Here is a 22,035-nt window from a genome sequence, read left to right as displayed (position 1 = left end):
ATGAGCACGCAGGTACCACTCACGATCTCGGCGGAGACGGTCCACGAGATCGCGGACAGTCGCGACGAGCCGGACTGGCTCCGCCAGACACGGCTGGACGCACTGGACGCACTCGACGAACTGGAACTGCCCGACGTGATCGAGACGCCCGGGCGCCGGTGGACGAACCTGGAGGCGCTCGACTACGAGACGCTGGTCGACCCGAGCACCCAGTCCGACGAGACCGAGCGGGTCGCACCCGACGGGGTGTCGGTGTTGGACTTCGAGACGGCACTGGACGAGATCCCCGAGGTCGTCGAGGAGCACTTCGGGTCGGTGACCGATCCGGAGACGAACTACCTGACGGCGCTGTCGACGGCGCTGTTCACCACCGGCACGGTCGTGTACGTCCCGGAAGGTGTCGACGCCGAGGACGTGACGATCCGCGCGGAGATGAACAGCCGCTCGCTGTTCTCCCAGACGTTGGTCGTCACCGAGCGCAACTCGTCGGTGACGATCCTCGAACGGATCGAGAACGGGCCCGAGAGCGACGCAGGGGTCGACGGGGAGCGCTACTTCAGCAACCTCGTCGAGGTCGCGGCCGGTGAGAACTCCTACGTCCAGTACGGGTCGCTGCAGACGCTCGACGAGGACGTGTACAACTTCTCGCTGAAGCGCGGCGAGACGGACACGTACGCGACGATCGACTGGATCGAGGGGAACCTCGGCTCCCGGCTCAGCCGCGCGGACATCGAGACGGAGCTGGAGGGTGACTCCTCGGAGACGCAGATCGTCGGGGCGTTCTTCGGTCACGACGACCAGCACTTCGACCTGAACGCCCGCGTCTGGCACCACGGCGAGCACACGACTGCCGACCTCGTGACGCGGGGTGTGCTCGACGACGAGGCGCGCTCGGTGTACGAGGGCGTCCAGGACGTGGGGCGTGACGCCTGGGACACCAACTCCTACCAGCGGGAGAACACGCTGATGTTGTCGGACGACAGCGAGGCGGACGCGTCGCCGAAGCTGATCATCCACAACCACGACACGGAGGCGTCTCACTCCGCGACGGTGGGCCAGGTGGACGCGGAGGAGCTGTTCTACATGACCTCCCGGTCCATCGACCCGCAGACGGCACGCAACATGCTCGTCGAGGGCTTCTTCGTGCCGGTCCTGGAGGAGGTCGCGGTCGACGAACTCCGCGAGGACCTCGAGGCGGAGATCACGGCGCGACTCCGGTAGGTCGCACCCGCCTGCGGTCGGAGTATTCTCTCTCTCTCAGTACACGACGGCCGTCGAGACGTGCCGAGAGTGACAAGGCTGATACGCCGGCGCGTGGTTCCGCGTGGTGTGCAACGACGCGGACTGTTGGCGCGGTTGGCCGCCCTCGGGGTCGCCGCCCTCGCCGGCTGTGTCGAGGCGGCGGAGCCGACGGGACCGGCGGGCCCGCCGGCCTCGCCGACACCGACTCCAGTTCCGACCTCCGGGATCGTCGTCGACGACTGGGACGTTCGTCCGGGCGACGACGGGAACCTGAAAGTGCCCGTGACGCTGGTCAACGCGGGCGAGCGCCCGGGCAGCCGGCGCGTCGTGATCGAGGTGACGCTCGGCGACGAGGAGACGCTGCGAGACGAGCGGACCGTCGAGTTGGCGAGCGGTGCGTCCACCTCCTTCACCGCGACGTTCGACGTGGCGTTCGACGACTGGGCCGCCGACGGCGGCGTGAACGTGCGGTTGGTCGGCGGGGACGAGTGAGAGAGGAGACGGCCGACGGCCCGTCCCCGCAGTGGCCCACCGCCGTCACCGCCGCCGCTCGGCGACCCGCTCTTCGGCGGTCTCCTCCGTGACGAGTTCGTAGAGGACGGCGTGGGCCGTCTCGCCCGGGCGGAGCAACCGGCCGAGCCGTTGGGTGAACTCGCGTTCGCTCCCGCTGCCGGCGACGACGACACCCACGCTCGCGTCCGGCACGTCGACCCCCTCGTCCAACACGTTCGCGGCGACGACGCGGCTGTACGTTCCCTCGCGGAAGCGGTCGAGCACCTCGCGACGCTCCGGGGCGCCGGTCTCGGCGGTGATCGCCGGGACGAGGAACCGCTCGGAGATCCGGTACACCAAGTCCGTGTGGGCGGTGAAGACGATGGTGCGCTCGCCGCGGTGGCGGTCGAAGATCCGTCCGAGCGCGTCCAGTTTGGCGTCCGCGTTCATCATCACCTCGCGAGCGCGCTGTTTCGCCAGGAGTGCCTCCCGCGCCGCCGGGTCGCGCCCGGACCGCTTCACCAACTCCTGGTAGTCGCTGCCGGACTCGAAGGTGATCCCGGCCGACCGGACGTAGTCGACGAAGGTGCCCTGGGCCTCCTCGTAGGCGCTGCGTTCGGCGTCGGTCAACGCGACCTCGATCCGCCGGAGGTCGTACTCCGCGAGGTACTCGCCCGCGAGGTCGTCGACGGACGCGCGGTAGACGACCGGTCCGAGGAGATCGGCGACGACCTCGTGGGCGCCGTCCGGGCGCTCGAACGTCGCGGTCAACCCGAGTCGTGCCGGGGCGGCGAGCAGTCGTGCCACGTCGCGGTACCCCTCGCCGCCGAGGTGGTGGACCTCGTCGAACACGACGAGCCCGAAGTCACCACCCACGTCGTCGGCCCGCAGGTACGCCGAGTCGTAGGTGCCGACGGTGAGCCGTTCCTGGCGCTGCTCGCCGCCGCCGAACTGGCCGACGGGCACGTCGAAGGCGGTTTCGAGTTCGCGCCGCCACTGCTGGAGGAGGTCGACGGTCGGGACGACGACGAGCGTCGGGGTGTCGGCGGCGGCGATCGCCGCGAGTCCGATCACTGTCTTGCCGCTGCCCGTCGGCAGTTCGACCACACCCCGCCGATCCGCGTCCGTCCAGGCGTCCAGTGCCGCCGACTGGTACGGACGGAGGTCGTAGGGGCTCGTCACGTCGAGTCCGTCCGCGAGCCCCGCGGCCACCTCGTCGACGAGGGTCGTGTCCGTCTCCGTGTCGGCGAGTGCCGACTGGAGCGCCTCGCGGATCGCCGCGTACCGGTGTGCCGGCGCGCGGTAGCCGCCGGCCCGGTCGTCGGGCTCGACACCCGGGAGTGTCGTCGGGTCGAAGGCGCCCGGCGGGACGCCGCGCTCGCCGTCTGCGGAGTCCGGCGACTCGACACGCAGTCGGACACCGCCGTCGGCGAACCACAGACGAACCTGCACGTAGGGAGACACGTGTGCGGGCGAGAAGTCGGTTGCGGAGCGGTCGGGCTCGGAGTCACTTGCGGAGCGGTCGGGTCCAGAGTCGCCCGGGAACAGCCGCCCGACCGCCTCGACTCGGAGCCGAAACACCGAGGGTGCTGGCCGTCCGACACGAGAGCGTGACAGACGAACTCGACGACGCCGTCACGGCGTTCTTGGACGAGGCAGACGCGGTGTACGCCGAGTACGATCAAGGGTACATGGACGCGGACGCGGCACTCTCGCGGCTGGAGAGTGCGATCGACGACCTCCACGAGGCTCACGAGGAGTAGCGGCAGGCCGGGACCGACACTGTGCACTCTCGAGGTGTAGTCTCGCACAGAAACCCGCACCGCGTGGTCGCGCCGCGTCTCTCGAAGAGCGTCCGCCGATCAGGCCTCCTCTCGCTCGGTGCCCTCCGGGTCTACGAGGTCCGCGTCGAGGTCCTCCGGCGGGTACTCGGGGAGCTCGTCGTCGTCGTCGAGCGCCTCGAGTTCCTGCTCCGTGAGCCGAGCCTCGAGTTGTTCCCGCTTCTTGCGTCCCTCGCGTTCGCGGCCGCGCTTCGTGTCAGGCATCGACACCCGTGTGAACGACTCACACCCTAATCAACGTTGCGGCGATCCCGGTGTGACCCGACCGGCAGAGGTACTTAAATCGGTGTCGTGACCCACGACATCCGACAGAACTAGTCCCGCTTGTGAGAGAGACACACACCGCACGTCCGGGCGTCTGCGGGCGGTTCTCACCCGTCGGTCCACTCGACGCGGCCGGAACCGCTAACACCGAAACCCGAGGATTTATATAGAACTACGACCACACTTCGTCTGTATGAGTCAGCGAATGCAGGGTCAGCCCATGGTCATCATGGGAGAGGACTCCCAGCGAGTGAAGGACAAGGACGCCCAGGAGTACAACATCTCCGCCGCGCGCGCGGTCGCCGAGTCGGTCCGCTCGACGCTCGGCCCGAAGGGGATGGACAAGATGCTCGTCGACTCGATGGGTGACGTGACCATCACGAACGACGGCGTCACCATCCTCACCGAGATGGACATCGACAACCCGACGGCCGAGATGATCGTCGAGGTCGCCGAGACCCAGGAGGACGAGGCCGGCGACGGGACGACCACGGCCGTCGCGACGGCGGGTGAACTCCTGAAGAACGCCGAGGACCTCCTCGAACAGGACATCCACCCGTCGGCGGTGATCAAGGGCTTCCACCTCGCCTCCGAGAGGGCGCGCGAGGAGGTCGACGAGATCGCCGAGCCGGTCTCCCCGGACGACGAGGAGACGATCCGGAAGGTCGCCGAGACCTCGATGACCGGCAAGGGCGCGGAACTGGAGAAGGACGTGCTCGCGGATCTGGTCTACCGCGCCGTCGAGGGCGTCACCGTCGAGGCGGACGACGGCTCGCACGTCGTCGACCTCGCCAACGTGAAGATCGAGACGCAGACCGGCCGCGGCGCCGGGGAGTCCGAACTGCTCGCGGGTGGCGTCGTCGACAAGGACCCGACCCACGACGACATGCCCAGCGAGGTCGCGGACGCGCAGATCCTCCTGCTCAACGAGTCCATCGAGGTCGAGGAGACGGACGTGGACACGCAGGTCAACATCGAGTCCCCCGACCAGCTCGAGCAGTTCCTCGACCAGGAGGAACAGCAGCTGCGCGAGAAGGTCGACCAGATCGCGGCGACGGGCGCCAACGTCGTCTTCTGTCAGAAGGGGATCGACGACCTCGCCCAGCACTACCTCGCGAAGGAGGGCATCCTCGCCGTCCGCCGCGTGAAGAAGTCGGACCTGGAGTTCCTCAAGAACATCCTCGACACGACGATCGTCACGGACCTCGACGCCGCGACGGAGGCCGACGTGGCCGCCGGCTCGGTCGCCCGCGACGACGACGACGAGCTGTTCTACGTCGAGTCCGACGCCGAGGAGTCCCACGGCGTGACCCTGCTGCTCCGTGGCTCCACGGACCACGTCGTCGACGAACTGGAACGCGGGCTCCAGGACGCGCTGGACGTGGTCTCGACGACCGTCTCCGACGGCCGCGTGCTGGCCGGTGGCGGTGCCGTCGAGGTCGAACTCGCGCGCCGCCTGCGTGACTACGCCGACAGCGTCGAGGGGCGCGAGCAACTCGCCGTCGAGGCGTTCGCCGACTCGCTGGAACTCGTCCCGCGCGTGCTCGCGGAGAACGCCGGGCTCGACTCCATCGACACGCTGGTCGACCTGCGCGCGGCCCACGAGGACGGCCGCGAGCGTGCCGGGCTGAACGTCTTCACCTCCGAGATCGAGGACACCCTCGACGCGGGTGTCGTCGAGCCGGCCCACTCGAAGGAGCAGGCGCTGTCGTCTGCCGCCGAGGCCGCGAACCTCGTGTTGAAGATCGACGACATCATCGCCGCGGGCGATCTCTCGACCGAGGGCGACGAGGACGAGGGCGCCGGCGGTCCCGGCGGCGGCATGGGCGGCATGGGCGGTATGGGTGGCATGGGCGGCGCGATGTAGATCGCGGCCGGCCACGTTCCACCACACCGCCAGTCGACCCACGCACCGCTCGCCGACCACACGTTCGGTCGCACTTCTCTCGCAACTGCAGTCCGGAGCGACGCGTCTCGCCAGTGAGTCTCGGGTGACGAGTTGCCGGACGCCGCGACTACCGACTCACGCCCGGCTCACGCCCGCGTGGCGGTCGTCGCGTCGACGAAGACGGGGACGGTCCGCGTGTGCTCGGCGTCGTCGAGACGGACCGTCGCCCGGACGGTCTTCGGAGCGACCACGACCAGTTCCGCGAGCGAGACACTCGGCGTCGACGAGAGCTCTCCCCGCCTGTCTCGGACCGTCTGCGCGAGGACACGCACGGCAGTCCCGAAGAACTCGCCACTGACACTCGTCGTGACCCCCTCGACGGGGCCGTCGAGGCGGTCGCGTACGGTCGTCTCCGCGGCGTCGCTGGCCACGCTCGCACACTTCCTGGCCGCGTACTCGCGGAACGACTCCGTCCGGTAGTCGTCGGGTCCGGACGGATCGGTCGACTCGGCCCACCGAACCGTGTCGTTCGACGGGTAGTAGTCGACGGCATCGCCGCCGAGTGTTCGGTCGACGGTGATCGACTCCCCGTCGGCCCGTCGGCCGTCGACGACCGTCGCCGGACGGAGTGCGACGACGCCACCGGTCGCGACCGCGACACCGCCGCCCAGTGTCGCGAGGAGGGTTCGCCGGTTCATCTCGACTCCGAGTGAAACGTTCCTCGGATGTATACTTCGTGGTGGTGAGTGGGTTCGAGGTTCGTGGTGAACCGAGGGGGGCCGTCCCCGGTTCGCGAGTCACCACCCACGACGACACCGACGTGTCAGAGTCGAGAGAGTGTCGTCCGGGTGGTGCGTCTGGGGGGCTGCCCTCGAAGCGACTCGTACCGCCGCGCCGTACTGCACCGGAGCCGCGGCAGGATCAGTCAGTCTGTGCGTCGGCCGTCACGTCGCTCTCGCGTGTCGGTGTGTCCACGGCGGTGAACAGCAGGTCGGCGAGCGCGTCGAGACACGCCTCGCGTTCGGCGACGGTCAGGGTGTACTCCGGCGTCCCGCCCGCCGCTGCCGGTCGCTCGGTGGGGAGTGCGGCGTCGTCTCGCACCACGCGCGCCGAGGCCACGTCCGCGACTGCCTCGGCGACGACTCCGATCAGTGTCAGGATCGCCTCGTTCGACGCCCTCCCCTCGGTGTCGAGCGCATCCTGGATCGTCCCGCACTGCGCTGCGAGCGCGTCCGTTCGGGTGACAGGCAGGGGTGTGTCTCGGACCGTGGCGACGCTGTCGGCGTAGTCTGCACGCAGCGCTGCGGGGGCTGGTCGACTGGGCCGTTCGCTCGTCGTGCCGTCACGCTTTTGTGACGGAGAATCGTTCGAACACATGTCGTGAGCTCCTCACGACACTACGGAGGTGGGGGTGTCCCTAGCACCCTCGCCGTTTTGCGGCGACCCTCACGCAGTGTCGTACTCGTCGGTTGCGTCCAGTTCGTCTTAACGGTGTTGGATGGTTTCAGATAACACGCCGCTCTCTACAATCCGGGTGGCGGAGAGAGGTCGGTGGTACTGGTTGTGCCAGAGTTCGTTCACCTGGTCGGGGATCGTGGAACGGCCGGTGTCGGCCACTCTCCCGCGAAGTGTGCACGCCACAACCCTGCCAGTTCACCGTTCTCGTGTTCCGAGCGGAGTCTTTGTCTGATTCGCGGGAGCACCGTGTCGAGATCGGCATCGACATGTCGGAGCTCGTGGGCGACCAGTGTGACCACGGTCTGTGCCGTCTGGTTAGAGGATTCTGACATCGCGTTGAGGAAGCCTGCGGAATAACGCACAAAGTCGTCTTGGTCGAGTCGCCCGGCATCGAACTCATAGAGTATATTGGAGTACCGTGTATAATGAAGTAGTGCGACGCCAGAGGCGTTTCGTGCGTCCTGTCGGAATCGCAGTGACGGGACTCCATAGTCAACGACCCTGAAGTAGAGATTCAGAAAGGATTGAATCCAGTCTTCAAAATGTTGTAATGGGAGTGAACCTTCGTAGAAAACCGAGACGAAGCTTCGGTACTCCTGACGAATCGCCGTCGCAAGCACGTTGTCACGGTGGAGCACCGCCTCAAACCGCGTGAGCCACGGCCGAACGGAGTCGATGGTGTGTTTGTCTGCCATATGGCGAAGTGCAACTCTGTAGCTTTCCATTGTGAATTTTAATATATTGGTGTTTAATACCTCTGCAGCATCTTGGATGGCCTCATTAATACGTTCAATCCATACGGGGATTGCGTCGTCGTCTGGGCTGTACTCGTCCGCCAAGTTAGTGAGCGCCATCCCGTAGACGTTCTTAAGAAACACCTCAGGATCGAAATCGGTGGCGGCACCGTGGGCGAGGCTGTCAAGCGTGTCGGTCCAATCGGCGATACGGGCGTCGTCTGGATCGTAGTCGTCCGCCAACTGTCTGAGCGCCATCGCGTAGACGTTCTCCAGAAATACCTCAGGATTGAACTCGGTGGCGGCGTCGTGGGCGAGGCTGTCGAGTGTGTCAATCCAATCGGCGACACAGGTGTCATCTGGGCCGTACTCGTCCGCCAGATTCTTTAGCGCCATTGCGTAGACGTTCCCCAGAAACCCCGTTGGATCGAAGTCACCGCTCGCGGCGATCTGTGTCCCGAGATCAGTCACTCTGATGGTTCCTCCCTCAGTTTTAAGGCCATTTGAAAGAAAATAAGAGCACAAGTTTTTTAACATTGTGGATGAATTTATTCCGAACTCTGCGGCGTCCCTCGGTGCACCTCCAACGAGTCGCTCCGCATCGACTGAATCGGCGGCCAACGGCACGCCAGCGAACAGGAGCCGTCGCACCACGAGGAAGTATACGTCGTCTTCGTCCGTACACTCGTCTGCCCACTCGACGAGCGTCTCTGCACGGTCCCGAACAGCCCCCCGCAACTGCTCGTCGTCGGACTCTGTCGCACTCTCGTACACGGTGCTGGTCTGTGCGGCCAGCCGCGCGAACAGACTGTCTGTCCCGTCTCTGGCCTGCTCTAACAGTCGTTCGAACAACCTGTCACGCCGTTCCGTCTGATCGCCGAAGACGAACTTCCGAAACAACACGTCACCGTAGATGTCCGGCGAGAGTGTCCAGGTCAGTTCGTCTGCCGACTCCTCGGGACCGGGACGCAGATCACCGTCTAGCCACGCTCTGATCTCCCCACCGAGGTAGTTCTGCAACGGTGCGGCCTCCGCCCGCGGCTCCGACACCGCTTGTTCAAGTTCTGCGTTGCTGAGTACTTCGAACCCGGCGAGTCGTTCGAGAATACGCCCCGCTGGCCCGTCGAGATCCAGCGTTCCCATCACCTGCTCCCAGATCAACTCGTCTACCGTGTCGATGTCGTCCAGCGGGTGCTCACCCCGCGCCGCGAACTGCGCGGCGATCTTCAGTATCTCCGGGTTCCCACGGGAGAGTTCCGCCGCCCACTCGACGGTCGCTTGAGCCTCCTCGTCGTTCTCGGGCTCGAAACCAGCAGCGTCGAGCGCCAGTGCAGCGAGTCGCCCGAACGGCTCCTCGTGTCTGAACCGCTCGAACTCCACGCGTTCCCTCTGACCGACGAGTGACCCGTACCCGGACTGCCCGGCGAGTTTCGTCGCCTCGCCGAACTCCGTTTCCTTCTCGGACCGCACCTCCAACACGACCTTGTCACACGCTCCCCGCGAGAGGAAGCCGAGCAACTCCCGGAAGGCCTGCTCGCCGCGGAGTCCGTACCGACCGTAGCCGTACTGGAGGTACAGGGCCACGTCTCCGTCGATCTCGTCGAGAGCCGTCTCCACTGCCGTCGCGTTCGACGGCGACAGGTCGGCGGCCCGCACCTCGTACCCCTCTGCGGCCAGCGACTCACAGACCTGGTACGCGACGGTCGTCTTCCCCGTCCCGTGTGGGCCGGCGAGTACCACCATCGGGGCGTCGTCGAGTGCCTCCCGCGCCGCCTCGCGGCGGTCGTCCGGCAGGTCGTCGTCAGTGTCCTGCCGCGGGACGTACGGAATCTGACCGATGGCTCGACGGCCGTCCTCGTCTCCCGCACTCCGCCCGAGGACGTTGGCGTCGTCCTTCTCCAACTGCTCGGCCAGCGACTCCAGCGGCGCGAGGGCGCGACTCGCGCGGTCGTCGACGACACTCGCGACCCGTCTGACGGTGCGGTCGAGCGCCACGAGGCCGTCGTCCTCGTCGTGATCCTCCACGACCGACTCCAGTTCCGCGACGACCGACTCCGACAGTTCCGCCTCGCTCCCCGTCTCCGACTCCAGTGTCGCCCGTGTCACGACTTCCCCGTCGACGATCTCTGGGAGTGTCTCGCCCGCGAACGAGCGCAGTCGCTCGAACGTCCGCGGCGGGAGGTCCAGTGTCTGCTCCGCGGCCGCGACGCGGTTCGCCGGCAGTTGCTCGCCGAACACGGAACTGTACTCGGTGGAGTCTCCGACACTCGCGAACGACAGGTAGGCAGCGAGCCCGACGCCTGCCGTCACTGGCTCCGGTATCTGTGCCGCGACACCGGCGGCGGTCGCCCCACTGCCGACGATCACCTCCTTCGCGTCGCCGTAGAACTGACTCAATCCGGCCTTCCCGCTCGCGTCCCGCAGTCGGTTGACGACGCGGCCGGTCACCCCGTCGCTCGGCTCCGGCGGCTCGGTCGTCTCGACCGCACGCGGAACGAGTGTCGTGTCGTAGGACCGAACGGTGGCACCGAGTGCGCTACAGCGGTACGCGTCGTGTCCGTACCCCTCGTACACGTACCGTGGGTCTACATCCCCGCCGCTCCCGAACGCCGACCGCACCGTCAAGCGGTCGAGTGTGCCGTCCGTTTCCATGGCGACGTTCACCGCCGCCGGCCGGTCGTCTTCGGGGTCGAACCGCACTCGAACCACCTGTGACACCGCGGTCAGGCTGTCGGGAGACAGCGTCCCCTCGCTGAGCAGCCAGTCGAATTCCCGTGGCGTCGCGGCGACGTGGATCGGCACGTCGCCGTTGAGCAGCGCGCGAAACGCCTCGCGCGCCTCCGGATCGGCCGTCTGCCACGCGTCGTAGAAGTCCAGTACCGCAGTCGGCCCCTCTGGCTCCGTCGGGAGCCCCTCCCGCTCGGTCACGTCGTCCGGGAACTGTCCCGCAACCGCTACACCCGGCGCGTGGACGACGAGAGTGGTCGCGTCGCTGTCCAGCGTCTCGGCGACACCCAACGGCGGCGTGTCGGTCCGGTCCACGATTGTTCTGTCGTCGGCTAGTATCGACGGGGCTACTCATAAAGATTCCTCGGGCACACCGAGACGACGCCGTGTCCCAGGGCTCACCGCTCACGACTGTCGTCGGAGTCGTCACTCGGCGATCGGATGCGCGGCGAGAACGGAGATCGAACGACGTTACCGCGCGGCGGCGGCGACGCGTTCCTTCTCTTCCTTCTGGTTGATCGCGTAGGTGTTCACGTCGTCGCGGGCGGCACCGAGCAGCTGCTCGGCGAGCACGCCCGACGCGGAGGTCTCGGTCTTGTAGGAGCCGGACTCGACACCGTCGGCGATGAACTTCAGGGCCTGGTCGACGCGGCGCTGGGGCGCGATGTCGACGGCCTTCGGGACGGAGATGCCACCGTACTTCAGGCGGACGGTCTCCTCGCGCGGGGCGGCGTTCTCGACGGCCTCGACGAGCGTCTGGACCGGGTTCTCCTCGGAGCGCTCGTGGATCTCGTCGAACGCCTCGCGGACGATCCGCGTGGCCTGCTGTTTCTTGCCCGTGTTCTCCTCCGTCTGCATCAGCCGGTTGATCAGCCGCTCGACGATCGACAGCTCCGACTTCCGGAACTGCTTGTCGGCGTGGCGACCCATCGTGTGGGCCACCGGCGTGACGGTGATGTAGTCGCGCGTACTCGGGTCGCTGTACTCGATCTCGGAGACGTCCCACTCGCCGAACAGCAGCGCGTTCTCGGTCGCCTGCTCGCCGCCGGCGGGGGCGTCGGGCTCGGGTTGATCTGCGTCGGACATTGTCAGCGCACCGGCTTCTCGGCGTTCCCGCGGACCAGTTCGATCAGCGACACACCGTTGACCTTCTCGACCTTGTAGTTGACACCACCGAGGTCGCCCATCGCGCGACCCTTCGCGCCGCCGATCCCGGCGATGGTGACCTCGTCGTGCTCGTCGATGAACGAGATCGCGCCGTCACCCGGACAGAACGCGGTGACCTGCTTCCCGTTCTTGATGAGCTGGACCCGGACGCACTTCCGGATCGCGGAGTTGGGCTGTTTCGCCTCGATGCCGACCTTCTCCAGGACGATACCGCGGCCCTGCGGGGCGCCCTCCAGCGGGTCGGACGCCTCGTCGAGCCCGCGCTCGCGTCGCGCGTACTCCGAGTCGGACCACCGCCGCTTCTGGCGGTCCTTCTTCAGCTTCCGCGCGGCGTACTTACCGTTCGTCATAGTGCTCTCAGTTTCAGAACGGAGCCACGTAAGGGTTCCCTTTCCGGACCGAACGAGCGGGTGAGAGCCCTCGAGAGCCACCTCTCGCGCGCTCTCGACGCGTCTCGCGACTCGGTCGACTCGCTCTCAGCGCCGTTCGGCGGCCGAGCGGTGTTCTCTGTCCGTCTCGACGGTCGTCGTTCCGACTCGATCTCCACCGCCTCACGGCGTTCCGCCGAGTGCCGCCGCCGTCTCACAACGCCGTCGGGTCGCGTTGGAGCACCTCACGCAGCAGGGCGGTCGCGTACGCACCCGACGGGAGCGCGAAGGCGAAGACGGGGTCCTCGTCGACGCGTTCGACGGCCAGCTCCGTGCCGACGAGGAGTGCTCGGCGCGTCCCAGCCGAGTCGAACGCGCCGGGGAGCGCGAAGTCCGCGGGCTCGACACCGGCCTCGGCGAGCACCTCGCGTTCGATCTCGCCGGGTTCGCCCTCGGCCAGCTCCGTCTCGTGGCCGACGAGTGGGGTGGTGACGAACGCCCGGCCGCGTTCACAGTGGCGGGTCAACACGTCGACGCGGTCGGCGGTCGCCCGCTGTGTCCGGTCCGGGTCGGGGCGAGCGACCCGCTCGTCGTCGCCGTCGCGGAAACACACCACGTCGCCCTCGACCGGCCGGTGGAGCGGGAGCCCACGGCGGAGTCGCTCGCTCACGATCCGGTTGAACAGGGACGACTGCGCGGCGTTGACGAACAGCCGCTGGAGGTTCTCCGGGACGGCGGCGACGGCGTCCCACCAGCGGCGGTCCGCGGGCGCGACGCGCTCGTGGTCGAGCCACTCGGTGTCGACGGCGGTGTCGGTGTCCGTGCCGGTGTCGGTGTCTCCGGCATCGTCGCCCTCGCCACCTGCGATGGCGTCGCCGGAGTCGTCCGTGCGACTCTCGTCGGCGAGGCGGTGGAGCATCGACCGCTCGAAGCGGAGCCGGTCGGGGTACCACGCGAGCGTGCCGGACCAGTTCGGGTCCTCGCGCGTCGCCTCGCGGTCGACCGCCGCGCGGGCCGCACGCGTCTCGGTCGGCTCCGTCGGTGCCGGGTTCCCGACGTACGTCAGCACTGCGCCGCGTGGGTCGCCAGCCGCCAGCCGGAGTCCGACCTCGTGGGTCACCGGGCGACGAGAACCGAAGCGCTGGTGTCCGAACCAGTTCGGCACTGCGACGGCTCGCCTCGCCGCGTCCGGGGGAACGTTCTCGTCGACACGCGCGTTCGGATCGGTGATCCGCGCCGTCCCCGGTACGGGACTGTCTTCCCTAGCACCGCCACCGTCGCCACTCGACTCGTCGCGCCACCACGTCGCGAGGTCGTCGACGAGTGCCGCGACGGGGTCGTCGGCGTCGCTCTCGGCGGCTCCGGTCCCGTCGGTCTGATCGCTCTTTCCGCCGTCCTCTCCCCTCGGTCCCGTGTCTCGAACCCTGATCTCGAAGGCGTTGCCGGCGAGGTCGCCGAACGTCAGGTCGCGCCCGAGTCGACCCACGACGGTCACCTCGGCGTCGTCGACGCTCGGTAGGTCGGCGGGCGTCGCGTCTCTGATCGAGAACAGTTGGGTGGTCACGGCACGTTTGTCCTTCGTCCCGGCCCACGAGATCCGTTCCCGGCCGATCCCCATCGCGGTCGAGAGCCGTCGCACGAAGTCGTTGGTGTCCCACCCGACCAGCCGAGCACGGACGAGTAGGTGGGGGTAACTCCCCGGATCGGCGTCCGTCGTGACGGGCGAGACGGTCTCGAGTTCGCGGACGCGGAAGTCGCCGTGACGACTCCTGAGTCGCCCGCCGACCCCCGGCGCGTCGACGACGTACCAGTCGATCCCGACCGTCTGCTCGCGCTCGTGAGCCTCGCGCATCGGCCGTCGTTGCGCCCCCGAGTGGAAGTGTGTTGCCCGTCGCCGTCGCCGGGGACGTGTGAGTCGGGACCGAGAGTGTAGCCGCTGTGGCGCGACACACGAGCGTCCGGACGGCGGGAGAACGGGCTACCGCGAAGAGACGGAGCCGTAGCGCGCACGGACGTTCGCAGACAGCCCCGACAGCGCGGCGGCGACAGTGTCGTGATCTACGTCGCCGAGGCGGTCCGACGCGTCCGCGTGTGCCTCCGTCAGTGTCTCGCCGTGGTCGTCGAGACGGTCGGCGACGGTGTCGCCGTCGGTCGGCTCGGTGGGTCCCTCGACTGGGGACCGCACCCGGGGTTCGGTGTCGGCGTGTGCCGCGGTCTCGATACTCGTCTCCGTGGCCGTCTCCAACGCCGCACGCCGTTCGGCGGCCACGAACGCCTCGCGGACCGCCTCGTCGTACTCCGCCAGTGACGCCAGCGTGGCGACGGTCTCCCGCACCGCGGTCTCGTCGACGGGCTTGGTGAGGTACGTGTCGAACGGCAACTCGGCGTCCGTGGCGTCGGGTTCGACCGCGGTGACCATCGCGACCCGCAGGTCGTACCCCCGTGCCCGGAGTCTGTCGAGTGCCTCGTCACCCGAGAGTCGCGGCATCAGTCTGTCCAACAACACCACGTCCACGGCGTCCGAGGCGACCGCCAGCGCCTCCCGCCCGTCGTGTGCCGTCTGCACGTCGTACTCGTCGCGTAACCAGGCCGCGTACGTCTCGGCCATCTCGACCTCGTCTTCGACCACCAGTACCGACGGCCCGTCCGTCATCTCACCGATCGGTCGTGAGGGGTGATAATAAGTACCACGAGCCAATTCTCCGTTTCGATACTTGCTGTCGTTACGAACGGGCACACGAGGCGACTCGGCGAGACGGAGTCGTCTCGAGGGACGGGATCAGTACAGTGGGAGGTCGCCAGTGACGCGATCGACGACGTCGTCGCGACCCGGTCCGACCGCGACGGCCGTCGCGGTGCCGGGGTCGAGTTGCGTCCGGCCGGCGTCGCGGATCACCGCGTGGGGGAGTCCCTCGCGGTCGGCCACGTCCGCGACCTCGAACAACGCGTCCTCGCCGTCGACGCGCACGACGACCTTCTGCTGGCCCGATCCCTTCCACTCGCTGGCCGTCCGGCGGTCCGTGTCCTCGTAGGCCGACAGTGAGGCGTGTGCGACCTGTGCGGCGAGTTTCCCCGCTCCCATCCCGAGGTCGCCGCGGACTGCGATGGTCTGTTTCACGCCCGGGCACACTCCCGGCCGAGTGAAAGCACTGTCGGGGTCGGGTGAGAGACGGGCACCGGCTCGCGTCGAGTCGCAATCCGCAAGCCCGTGGCGCTCGTGATCTCGGGAGTGACCGACGAGAGCGCCGACGGCGTCGAGAGCGGGGAAGGCGTGGAGAACGGGGAGGTCGTGGCGGACGTCGAGAGCGCCGTGGGCGCGACCCGCGTCCTCGGGATCGACTTCAGCGCGGCGGCGCGGTCGTGTGGCGACAACTCCTGGGTGGCGACCTGTCGACGGACGCCGACGGGACTCCGCGTCGACCGGCTCGCGACGCTGTCGGAGACGCTGGGACTGTCCACGAGTGAGCGCGAGCCGACACTAGCGGCGCTCGTCGACGCGCTCGCCGACCCGCCGGAACCGACCGTCGTCGGCCTCGACGTGCCGTTCTCCCTGCCGGCCGAGTTCCTCCAGTCGCCGGAGACCGAGGCCCCTGCACTCGGAGACGACTCCGACGACGCGGGTGGCTCCGACGCCGCCGCCGACACCAGTGGGAACTGGGCGCGGTTCGTCCGCGAGACGCCGGACTCGTGGGGCCGACTCGAGGACGTGACAGACCCGAAGTCGCTGTACGAGCGCGTCCGCGACGTGGCCGAGACGGCGGACCTCCCGCGGTCGCGGGCGACGGACGAGCAGTACGGCGGGCAGGAGCCCGCCGGGTTCCGGATCAGAACACAGACGTTCTACGGGATTTCGGCACTGCTGGCCCCCCTCGTCGAGCGCGAGGCGGTCCGCGTCCCGCCGCTCCACCGGGAGCCAGACGCTCCCGTGACGCTGTTGGAGACGTACCCGGCTGCCGTCTTCGACGCCCTCCCGCGTGGTGTCCGGGAGGGGTACAAGGGCGACGACCGCACGGGCGTGGCGGCGCGCGAGCGCAACCGCGCGGCGCTGGCGGCGGCCGGCGTGGAGCTGGGTAGGACCGACGCGAGTTGTGCGACGGCGACGGACGACGCGTTGGACGCCGTCGCGGCGGCGTTCGCCGCGAGCCGCGACGCGGCGGCGGCCGTCGACGGCTCGTACACCCCACGAGAACGCACGGAGGGCGTCGTCTTCGACGGATACGCGGGCGAGACCGTCGACGACTGACCGAGAGCCGAGACGGCACCACGAGTCGCCGCGGCGTCGCGGCGGAACCCACTTGCCCGTCCGCGACGAACCGACGGTGTGAGTCAGAGTACCGACGAAGAAGTCCCGACGAGCGAGGAGGAGTGGCGCGAGCGACTGTCCGAGGAGGAGTACGAGATCCTCCGGGAACGCGGGACGGAGGCGCGCTTCTCCGGCGAGTACGTCGACCACTACGGCGACGGCGTCTACCGCTGTGCCGGCTGTGGCGAGGTGTTGTTCGAGGGCGAGACGAAGTACGACTCCGGCTGTGGCTGGCCCGCCTTCTACGCCGCCGAGGAGGGGAACGTCGTCCGCACGGAGGACACCCGCCACGGGATGCACCGGATTGAGGTGTCGTGTGCCAACTGCGACGGCCACCTCGGCCACGTATTCCAGGACGGCCCCGCCGAACACGGCGGCGAACGCTTCTGTATCAACTCCGTCGCCATCGACTACGACGACGACGAGTGAGTCGGCTCCCACGCGGCTGCGCAGACTTCTGATACAAGTATCTTGTGCCGACCTGTCGCGCCGCCAGTCCGCTGTGGGTTTATACGGGGTCTCCGGTCGGAGTGGGTAGTGTGACGCGACAGACGCGGTCCACGATCGGCGACGCGGTGGCGGCGTTCTTCGGAGCGCCGTTCCGTGCAGACACGTACAGACGACTCGCGTACCTGCTGGTGGCGTTCCCGCTGGGGCTGGCCGGCTTCGTCGCGGTGACGGTCGGCGGTTCGGTCGGCGCTGGACTCGCGATCACGTGGGTCGGCATCCCGATCCTCGTGGCGACGCTGCTGTTGGCGACCGCACTGGCGGGCGTCCAGGCGCAGTTGAACCGGACGCTGTTGGGTCGCTCCGCGGCGGTGCCGGAGGTGCTCGTCGCAGGCCGTCGCGAGGGTGAGCGGTTCCGCGACACGCTCGCGCGGTTCCTGACGACGCCGACGACGTGGACGAGTGTCCTGCTCGTCGGCGTCACGTTCGTCTTCGGGATCGTCGCGTTCGTCGCGACCGTGACGGCCGGTGCCGTGACGGCGGCCCTCCTGTCGGCGCCGTTCGTCTACGACGATCCGGCCGTCGTCTACCGGTTCGTCGACGTGTCCGTCGACACGCTGCCGGAGGCGCTCGCGGTCTGCGGACTCGGCGTGCTCTCGGTGTTCGTCGCCGTCAACGCGCTCAACCTGTTGGCCGAGGTCGGCGGTCTCGTGACCGAGGCGCTGTTGACGGTCGGCACCGTCGACGACGAGTGACCTCGAGGCGACGGACTGGCTCCCCCTTCCTGCTCTGTCCTCCCTCGTTCCCCCTTCCTGCTCTCTCCTTCCTCGCTTCCCCTTTCTCGCTTTCCTCTCCCTCGTGTTCCTCCTCTCCCGTGTCGTCGGTGCGTGCGGCGGCTCCGGTGTGTGGTGAGACGTTGGGTGTAGCTTCTTCAGTCTCGGCCACGTCTGGTCGGGTATGTCACGGGACGGGCGACAGCGGGAACGCGAACGCGGGTCCGAACGCGACCGGACCGACGCCGACGAGCGCGACGCCGACGGACGATCACGGGGGTCGCGTGGACGGATGCCCGTGTCGGATCGCACCAGTTGGTCCGGACTGGCGAAGCGTGCGTACAACGTCATCGTCTCGGACGCCGGACGGTCGCGCGACGACTCCGGTGGCGCACTGAAACTCGCCGGACTGACGATCGCGGGCGCGTTCCTCGCCGGCCTCCTCCCACTCCCGTTCACCTGGCTCGTCGGCCTCGGCGTCGGCGCGGCCGTCGGCGGGTGGGCCGGCGAGGGGTCGCCACTGCTGGCCGTGGGCAACGGCGCGGTGATCGGCTTCGTCTTCGGACTCGCCTTCGCCCCGGCGCTGTTCGGGCTGGGGTTCCTCCTGACCCTCGTGTTGTCGGTCGTCGGGGCCCTCGTGGCCGGCGCGGGGTACCTCGCCGGCGAGTGAGAGAAAGATACAAATATTTTTATGTGCAGTCTTAAGCCGCGAGCGCTCGGTGTGGGCGTTGAGAGCCCGCTCCGTCGTCCCTGCCACACGGTGAGATCCGTGCCCGAACGAGGTCCGAACGCTTCGACGGTTCGCGGTGTCGGCCCGAGACCGTGACACGGTCTTCGGGGAGACACCGGAGGCAACAGAATCGCGTACCAAACCCCTCGGACAGGTCACGGGTGGAAACGGGGGCGAGAGCGGGAATCCGAAGTTGTGTAGAACAGCTGTACGACCTCTGTTCGGACCTTCAGAACGTGGGTCACAGCCCGTGCATTCAGTGCGCCAACACTAGCAACTCCTCTGCCGTCCGCGTCACGCAGATCGGCCCGTTCGGCGCGGCGTCGAAACTCACGGAGTCGTCCTCGGTGACGAACAGCTTCTCGAACTCGCGACCACAGGCGGGACAGCCGAGCCCCTCGCGGTTCGCCAACTGCATCGAGTCGGCGTCCTGCGTGAGCAGCTTCAGCTTCGCCCGGTAGTCGTGGACGTCGAACCCGTCCGACACGTCGAGCCGTTCCATACCTCGCCGTGTCGGGAGCGCGAGCCGAGTAGGTTTCGGGTCACTCGGGCGTCACCGGACCACTCGGACGGAGCTGCTCGGTGTCGGCACACGAGAACCGAGCAGTGGAGAAGACGGCGTCGTCACGTCGTCACTCGAACATCTTGTCGTCGAACTCGGGGATGTCGAACCCGCCGTCGCCGCCCCAGCCGTCCATCACGCGCGACTGGTACAGCGCCATCGCGACCTGCGGGACGGCTTGGGGTGGCACCGGCGGCGCGGAGTCGAAGGCGCCGGCGGCCCACTCGTTGTACTCGTCGACGACGTCCATCGCGTCCTTGAAGCTGCGGAGCATCAGTTCCTTGTACCGGTCTCGCATCGAACCACGGTTCGAGACACGCGAGTAAGCGTCTTTGGATTGCTCGGACACGACGGCACCTCGCGGCCGCGACGACACGACGCCGCCCGCCGCGACCGGCGCTCCGACGGCCGTCCCGACGACCGGACACCGCCCCGGAAGACGGCGATTCGCGCCGGTACCGGAACTCTCGGCCTCGATAACTGCGCCGAAGGCTTTTGCCCGTGTGAGCCGTACCCGTGAGTGTATGCGGGATGATCGCGACGATCCGTTCGGGGACATCTTCGACGAGATCGAGCGCATGATGAACGGGATGGCCGGCCCGGACGCCGCGCCGGGTGACGCCGGATTCGGCTCCGAGACACACGTCTCGACGTACGAGTCCGACGAGGAGGTCCGCGTCGTGGCGGACCTCCCGGGCGTCGACGAGGACAGCATCGACCTGAAGTGTGACGGCGAAGTGCTGACACTCGCCGCCGACGGCCCGAACCGACAGTACGAGGAGCGCGTGCGGCTCCCCTCGCGCGTCGACGAGCACTCCGCCGAGGCCTCCTTCAACAACGGCGTCCTCCAGGTGACGTTCGAGGCCGTCGACGACTCCGCCAGTATCGACCTCTGAGCCGCCACGGGCGTCGACTACTCTGCGGCGCGTCGGATCTCGACCGCGAGTCGCTCGTCGAACCCGTCGACGTACTTCTCCGCGTCGTCGACCGTCGGCCGGGCGTTCGTCTCCGAGACCACCGCGCGGTCGTCGGTGACGAGTAGGTCCACACCCACGACCGGAATCTCCAGCACCCGGGCGGCGCGTTCGGCGAGCCGTCGCAACGCGGGGTCGAGATCGACACCCTCGGCCACGGCGCCGCGGTGGACGTTGTGTTTCCACTGGCCGTCGGCGAGGTTGTCCGCCGGCAGTTCGCGCCGGACCGCGCCGACGTACGTGCCGCCGACCACCATCACGCGGTAGTCCGTCGCGTCCGGGAGGTACTCCTGGAGGAGGTACGACCGGTCGCCCGTCGCGCGGTAGTCGTGGACCAAGTCGAGGTAGTCCGTGACCCCGGCCACGGAGTCGGGGTCTGTGACCTTCGCGACACCGACGCCGCGCGTCGTCGAGTTCGGCTTCACGACCACCGGCCAGCCGAGCTCGTCGGCGGCGGCGAGCACGTCGCTCTCGTCGGCCGGGTTCGAGACGACCCGCGTCGCCGGGACCGGCACGTCGGCGGCCGCGAGTTCCGCCAGCACGCCCGCCTTGTTGCGCGAGGTGACCACCGCGTCGCGCCCGTTCACCCACGGCACGTCCAACAGCGTGTCGACGACCGCTCCCTCCATCAGTCGCGAGGGGTACACCCAGCCCACGTCCGCGTCCGGCACCTGTTCGGTGATGCTCGACTCCTGTCCCTGCTCGGCGTCACTCGACCCCCCGATCCCCCCGGCGCTCTCGTCGTCGATCTCGAACACTCGCTCGGAGGGCTGGACGTGGACGACGTCGATCCGGTGTGGTGGGAGACGGTCCCGGAGTCGCTCGAACGTCTCTGCGGCCGTCGTGACCGCGAGCGTGAGGCGGTCGTCGGCGTCCGATCCCGCTGGCTCCTCGGTCCCCGGCGCCGGGGGGACATCGTCGGCGGCCACCGGCGACTCCTCGGTCACGGCTCCGGGAGCGTGATCTCCTCGCCGTCGGCGAAGACGGTCGGCTCGGTGACGATCCCGTCGAGGTGGATCGGTGCCTCCGTCTCCCCGCCGATGGAGGCGTTGTCCCCGATGGCGACGTGGATCGTCCCGGCGGCCTTCTCGTCCAACAGGACGTGGCCCACCAACTCCGTCACGCCGACGTTCGTCCCGATACCGAGTTCCGCGAGGTTGTACGCCGCGTCGCCGACCTCCTCGGCGGCCGTCTCCACCTGCGCGCGGATCTCGTCGTCGGAGATCTCCGTCACCAGGCCGTCCTCCACCTCGAAGTGCAACTGCTCGCCGTCCGCGAGCCGTCCGTGGGGCATCATCGTGCCGTCGACGACGTAGGTGCCGTCCGCGGTCGCCGGGCTCGTGAACACCTCCCCGGCCGGGAGGTTCGAGAAGCTCCCCGGCTCGGCCACGTCGCCGGTGTCCTGGTACCACTCCCGGTCTGTCACGTCCAGCCTAAGGTCTGTCCCCGCCTCGGTCGTCACCCGGACCTCGTCGGCGTCGGCGACCTGCTCGTAGATGTCCGCCGAGTGTGCCGCGATGGCGTCGTAGTCCGCGTCCAACCCCGTCGCGAACACCTCGGCCGTGATCCCAGGCAGCGTCGCGCCCCGAGCGCCCGCGTCCGTCGCCGCCGAGCGGGCGCGGGTGTGACTCAGACTCTTCGTCGTCGGCGCGAGGAAGGCGTCGGCCGCCTCCATCGCCGCCGCGACGGGTGCCGGCGGCTCAGCCCCGTGTTGCTCGCCCGGCTGGTACGTGACGAGCGTCGCGTCGTCGGTCACCTCGCTCCCGGCGGCGTACAGCGCCTCACCGATCTCGCGCCGCTCGTCGTCCGTGACGACCGCCAGCGACTCGTCTGCGTCGAGTGCGAGCGCCTGGCCGATCGCCGTCTCGGCGGCACGCGCGAGTTCGTCGTCTCCGTCGCCGTCCGCCTCGGCACCGCGTGTCTCTGCCATACCGGTTCGGTGGTGGGGAACGGTGGTATGTGTTTTGCGTCGCCGGCCGTCTCCAGACCACGGCCACGCTCCCACTGGAGCAGATCCGACGGCCCCACGGCACAACCATCCGTTCGGGTACTCGAATGGTAGTTG

At 68.3% G+C, this 22,035-nt stretch carries 23 protein-coding genes; 9 read left to right on the top strand and 14 right to left on the bottom strand.

The window, feature by feature from the left end:
* Complete coding sequence (sufD, locus tag RYH80_RS04215) at nucleotides 1-1,221, top strand: Fe-S cluster assembly protein SufD (RefSeq protein ID WP_370902609.1); 1,221 nt, start codon at nucleotides 1-3, stop codon at nucleotides 1,219-1,221.
* A gap of 108 nt (nucleotides 1,222-1,329) precedes the next feature.
* Entirely contained in the window at nucleotides 1,330-1,734 is a 405-nt protein-coding gene (locus tag RYH80_RS04210; RefSeq protein ID WP_370902608.1) for a hypothetical protein, read from the top strand.
* 45 nt (nucleotides 1,735-1,779) lie between these two features.
* On the opposite strand, the gene RYH80_RS04205 is transcribed toward RYH80_RS04210, so the two are convergent.
* Nucleotides 1,780-3,186: a DEAD/DEAH box helicase family protein gene (locus tag RYH80_RS04205; RefSeq protein WP_370902607.1), complete on the bottom strand. Its 1,407-nt coding sequence runs from the start codon at nucleotides 3,184-3,186 to the stop codon at nucleotides 1,780-1,782.
* A gap of 158 nt (nucleotides 3,187-3,344) precedes the next feature.
* Between RYH80_RS04205 and RYH80_RS04200 the strand changes: the two genes are divergently transcribed.
* Nucleotides 3,345-3,497, top strand: coding sequence for a hypothetical protein (locus RYH80_RS04200; protein WP_370902606.1), 153 nt, complete (start codon nucleotides 3,345-3,347; stop codon nucleotides 3,495-3,497).
* A gap of 99 nt (nucleotides 3,498-3,596) precedes the next feature.
* Here the strand turns inward: RYH80_RS04200 and RYH80_RS04195 are convergent, their stop codons facing one another.
* Nucleotides 3,597-3,779, bottom strand: a complete 183-nt coding sequence (locus RYH80_RS04195) for a hypothetical protein (protein WP_370902605.1) — start codon at nucleotides 3,777-3,779, stop codon at nucleotides 3,597-3,599.
* 280 nt (nucleotides 3,780-4,059) lie between these two features.
* Between RYH80_RS04195 and thsB the strand changes: the two genes are divergently transcribed.
* A complete protein-coding gene (thsB, locus tag RYH80_RS04190) occupies nucleotides 4,060-5,706 on the top strand; it encodes a thermosome subunit beta (protein ID WP_370904650.1) in 1,647 nt (548 codons plus the stop codon).
* Between the two features lie 167 nt (nucleotides 5,707-5,873).
* On the opposite strand, the gene RYH80_RS04185 is transcribed toward thsB, so the two are convergent.
* The 8 genes from RYH80_RS04185 to pth2 form a co-directional block, all read right to left on the bottom strand.
* Nucleotides 5,874-6,425, bottom strand: a complete 552-nt coding sequence (locus tag RYH80_RS04185; RefSeq protein ID WP_370902604.1) for a hypothetical protein — start codon at nucleotides 6,423-6,425, stop codon at nucleotides 5,874-5,876.
* 223 nt (nucleotides 6,426-6,648) lie between these two features.
* On the bottom strand, nucleotides 6,649-7,104 hold the full coding sequence (locus RYH80_RS04180) for a hypothetical protein (RefSeq protein ID WP_370902603.1): 456 nt from the start codon (nucleotides 7,102-7,104) through the stop codon (nucleotides 6,649-6,651).
* Nucleotides 7,105-7,304: 200 nt separating this feature from the next.
* On the bottom strand, nucleotides 7,305-10,961 hold the full coding sequence (locus RYH80_RS04175; protein ID WP_370902602.1) for an nSTAND3 domain-containing NTPase: 3,657 nt from the start codon (nucleotides 10,959-10,961) through the stop codon (nucleotides 7,305-7,307).
* A 156-nt stretch (nucleotides 10,962-11,117) separates the two neighbouring features.
* Entirely contained in the window at nucleotides 11,118-11,732 is a 615-nt protein-coding gene (locus tag RYH80_RS04170; protein WP_370902601.1) for a 30S ribosomal protein S7, read from the bottom strand.
* A gap of 2 nt (nucleotides 11,733-11,734) precedes the next feature.
* Complete coding sequence (locus RYH80_RS04165) at nucleotides 11,735-12,163, bottom strand: 30S ribosomal protein S12 (RefSeq protein ID WP_370902600.1); 429 nt, start codon at nucleotides 12,161-12,163, stop codon at nucleotides 11,735-11,737.
* Nucleotides 12,164-12,395: 232 nt separating this feature from the next.
* The gene (locus RYH80_RS04160; RefSeq protein ID WP_370902599.1) at nucleotides 12,396-14,033 is read right to left on the bottom strand and encodes a tRNA pseudouridine(13) synthase TruD; all 1,638 of its coding nucleotides are present in this window, start codon (nucleotides 14,031-14,033) and stop codon (nucleotides 12,396-12,398) included.
* Between the two features lie 126 nt (nucleotides 14,034-14,159).
* On the bottom strand, nucleotides 14,160-14,834 hold the full coding sequence (locus RYH80_RS04155; protein ID WP_370902598.1) for a response regulator transcription factor: 675 nt from the start codon (nucleotides 14,832-14,834) through the stop codon (nucleotides 14,160-14,162).
* A 126-nt stretch (nucleotides 14,835-14,960) separates the two neighbouring features.
* A complete protein-coding gene (gene pth2 / locus RYH80_RS04150; RefSeq protein WP_370902597.1) occupies nucleotides 14,961-15,299 on the bottom strand; it encodes a peptidyl-tRNA hydrolase Pth2 in 339 nt (112 codons plus the stop codon).
* A gap of 111 nt (nucleotides 15,300-15,410) precedes the next feature.
* On the opposite strand from pth2, the gene RYH80_RS04145 reads away from it, so the two are divergent.
* From RYH80_RS04145 to RYH80_RS04130, 4 genes are all read left to right on the top strand, one after another.
* Nucleotides 15,411-16,424: a DUF429 domain-containing protein gene (locus RYH80_RS04145; RefSeq protein ID WP_370902596.1), complete on the top strand. Its 1,014-nt coding sequence runs from the start codon at nucleotides 15,411-15,413 to the stop codon at nucleotides 16,422-16,424.
* A 78-nt stretch (nucleotides 16,425-16,502) separates the two neighbouring features.
* Nucleotides 16,503-16,913 carry a peptide-methionine (R)-S-oxide reductase MsrB gene (gene msrB / locus RYH80_RS04140; protein WP_370902595.1) on the top strand — a complete coding sequence of 137 codons (411 nt, stop codon included), beginning with the start codon at nucleotides 16,503-16,505 and terminating at the stop codon, nucleotides 16,911-16,913.
* A 110-nt stretch (nucleotides 16,914-17,023) separates the two neighbouring features.
* Nucleotides 17,024-17,686: a sensor domain-containing protein gene (locus RYH80_RS04135; RefSeq protein WP_370902594.1), complete on the top strand. Its 663-nt coding sequence runs from the start codon at nucleotides 17,024-17,026 to the stop codon at nucleotides 17,684-17,686.
* A 202-nt stretch (nucleotides 17,687-17,888) separates the two neighbouring features.
* Nucleotides 17,889-18,374 carry a hypothetical protein gene (locus RYH80_RS04130; protein ID WP_370902593.1) on the top strand — a complete coding sequence of 162 codons (486 nt, stop codon included), beginning with the start codon at nucleotides 17,889-17,891 and terminating at the stop codon, nucleotides 18,372-18,374.
* Between the two features lie 316 nt (nucleotides 18,375-18,690).
* On the opposite strand, the gene RYH80_RS04125 is transcribed toward RYH80_RS04130, so the two are convergent.
* Together RYH80_RS04125 and RYH80_RS04120 are read right to left on the bottom strand one after the other, a co-directional pair.
* Entirely contained in the window at nucleotides 18,691-18,936 is a 246-nt protein-coding gene (locus RYH80_RS04125; protein ID WP_370902592.1) for a DUF7385 family protein, read from the bottom strand.
* Between the two features lie 130 nt (nucleotides 18,937-19,066).
* Nucleotides 19,067-19,294: a hypothetical protein gene (locus tag RYH80_RS04120; protein ID WP_370902591.1), complete on the bottom strand. Its 228-nt coding sequence runs from the start codon at nucleotides 19,292-19,294 to the stop codon at nucleotides 19,067-19,069.
* Nucleotides 19,295-19,520: 226 nt separating this feature from the next.
* Between RYH80_RS04120 and RYH80_RS04115 the strand changes: the two genes are divergently transcribed.
* The gene (locus RYH80_RS04115) at nucleotides 19,521-19,892 is read left to right on the top strand and encodes an Hsp20/alpha crystallin family protein (RefSeq protein ID WP_370902590.1); all 372 of its coding nucleotides are present in this window, start codon (nucleotides 19,521-19,523) and stop codon (nucleotides 19,890-19,892) included.
* Nucleotides 19,893-19,909: 17 nt separating this feature from the next.
* Here the strand turns inward: RYH80_RS04115 and RYH80_RS04110 are convergent, their stop codons facing one another.
* Together RYH80_RS04110 and RYH80_RS04105 are read right to left on the bottom strand one after the other, a co-directional pair.
* Nucleotides 19,910-20,917: an ATP-grasp domain-containing protein gene (locus RYH80_RS04110; protein WP_370902589.1), complete on the bottom strand. Its 1,008-nt coding sequence runs from the start codon at nucleotides 20,915-20,917 to the stop codon at nucleotides 19,910-19,912.
* Nucleotides 20,914-21,900, bottom strand: a complete 987-nt coding sequence (locus tag RYH80_RS04105; RefSeq protein ID WP_370902588.1) for an aminopeptidase — start codon at nucleotides 21,898-21,900, stop codon at nucleotides 20,914-20,916. Before RYH80_RS04105 ends, RYH80_RS04110 begins: the two co-directional genes overlap by 4 nt.
* Nucleotides 21,901-22,035: the final 135 nt, after the last annotated feature.

It is taken from the genome of Halobaculum sp. MBLA0147 (assembly GCF_041361345.1).
Taxonomy (GTDB): Archaea; Halobacteriota; Halobacteria; order Halobacteriales; family Haloferacaceae; genus JAHENP01.
Note: the sequence above shows the minus strand (reverse complement) of the source record. Positions and strands in the feature narration are given on the sequence as shown.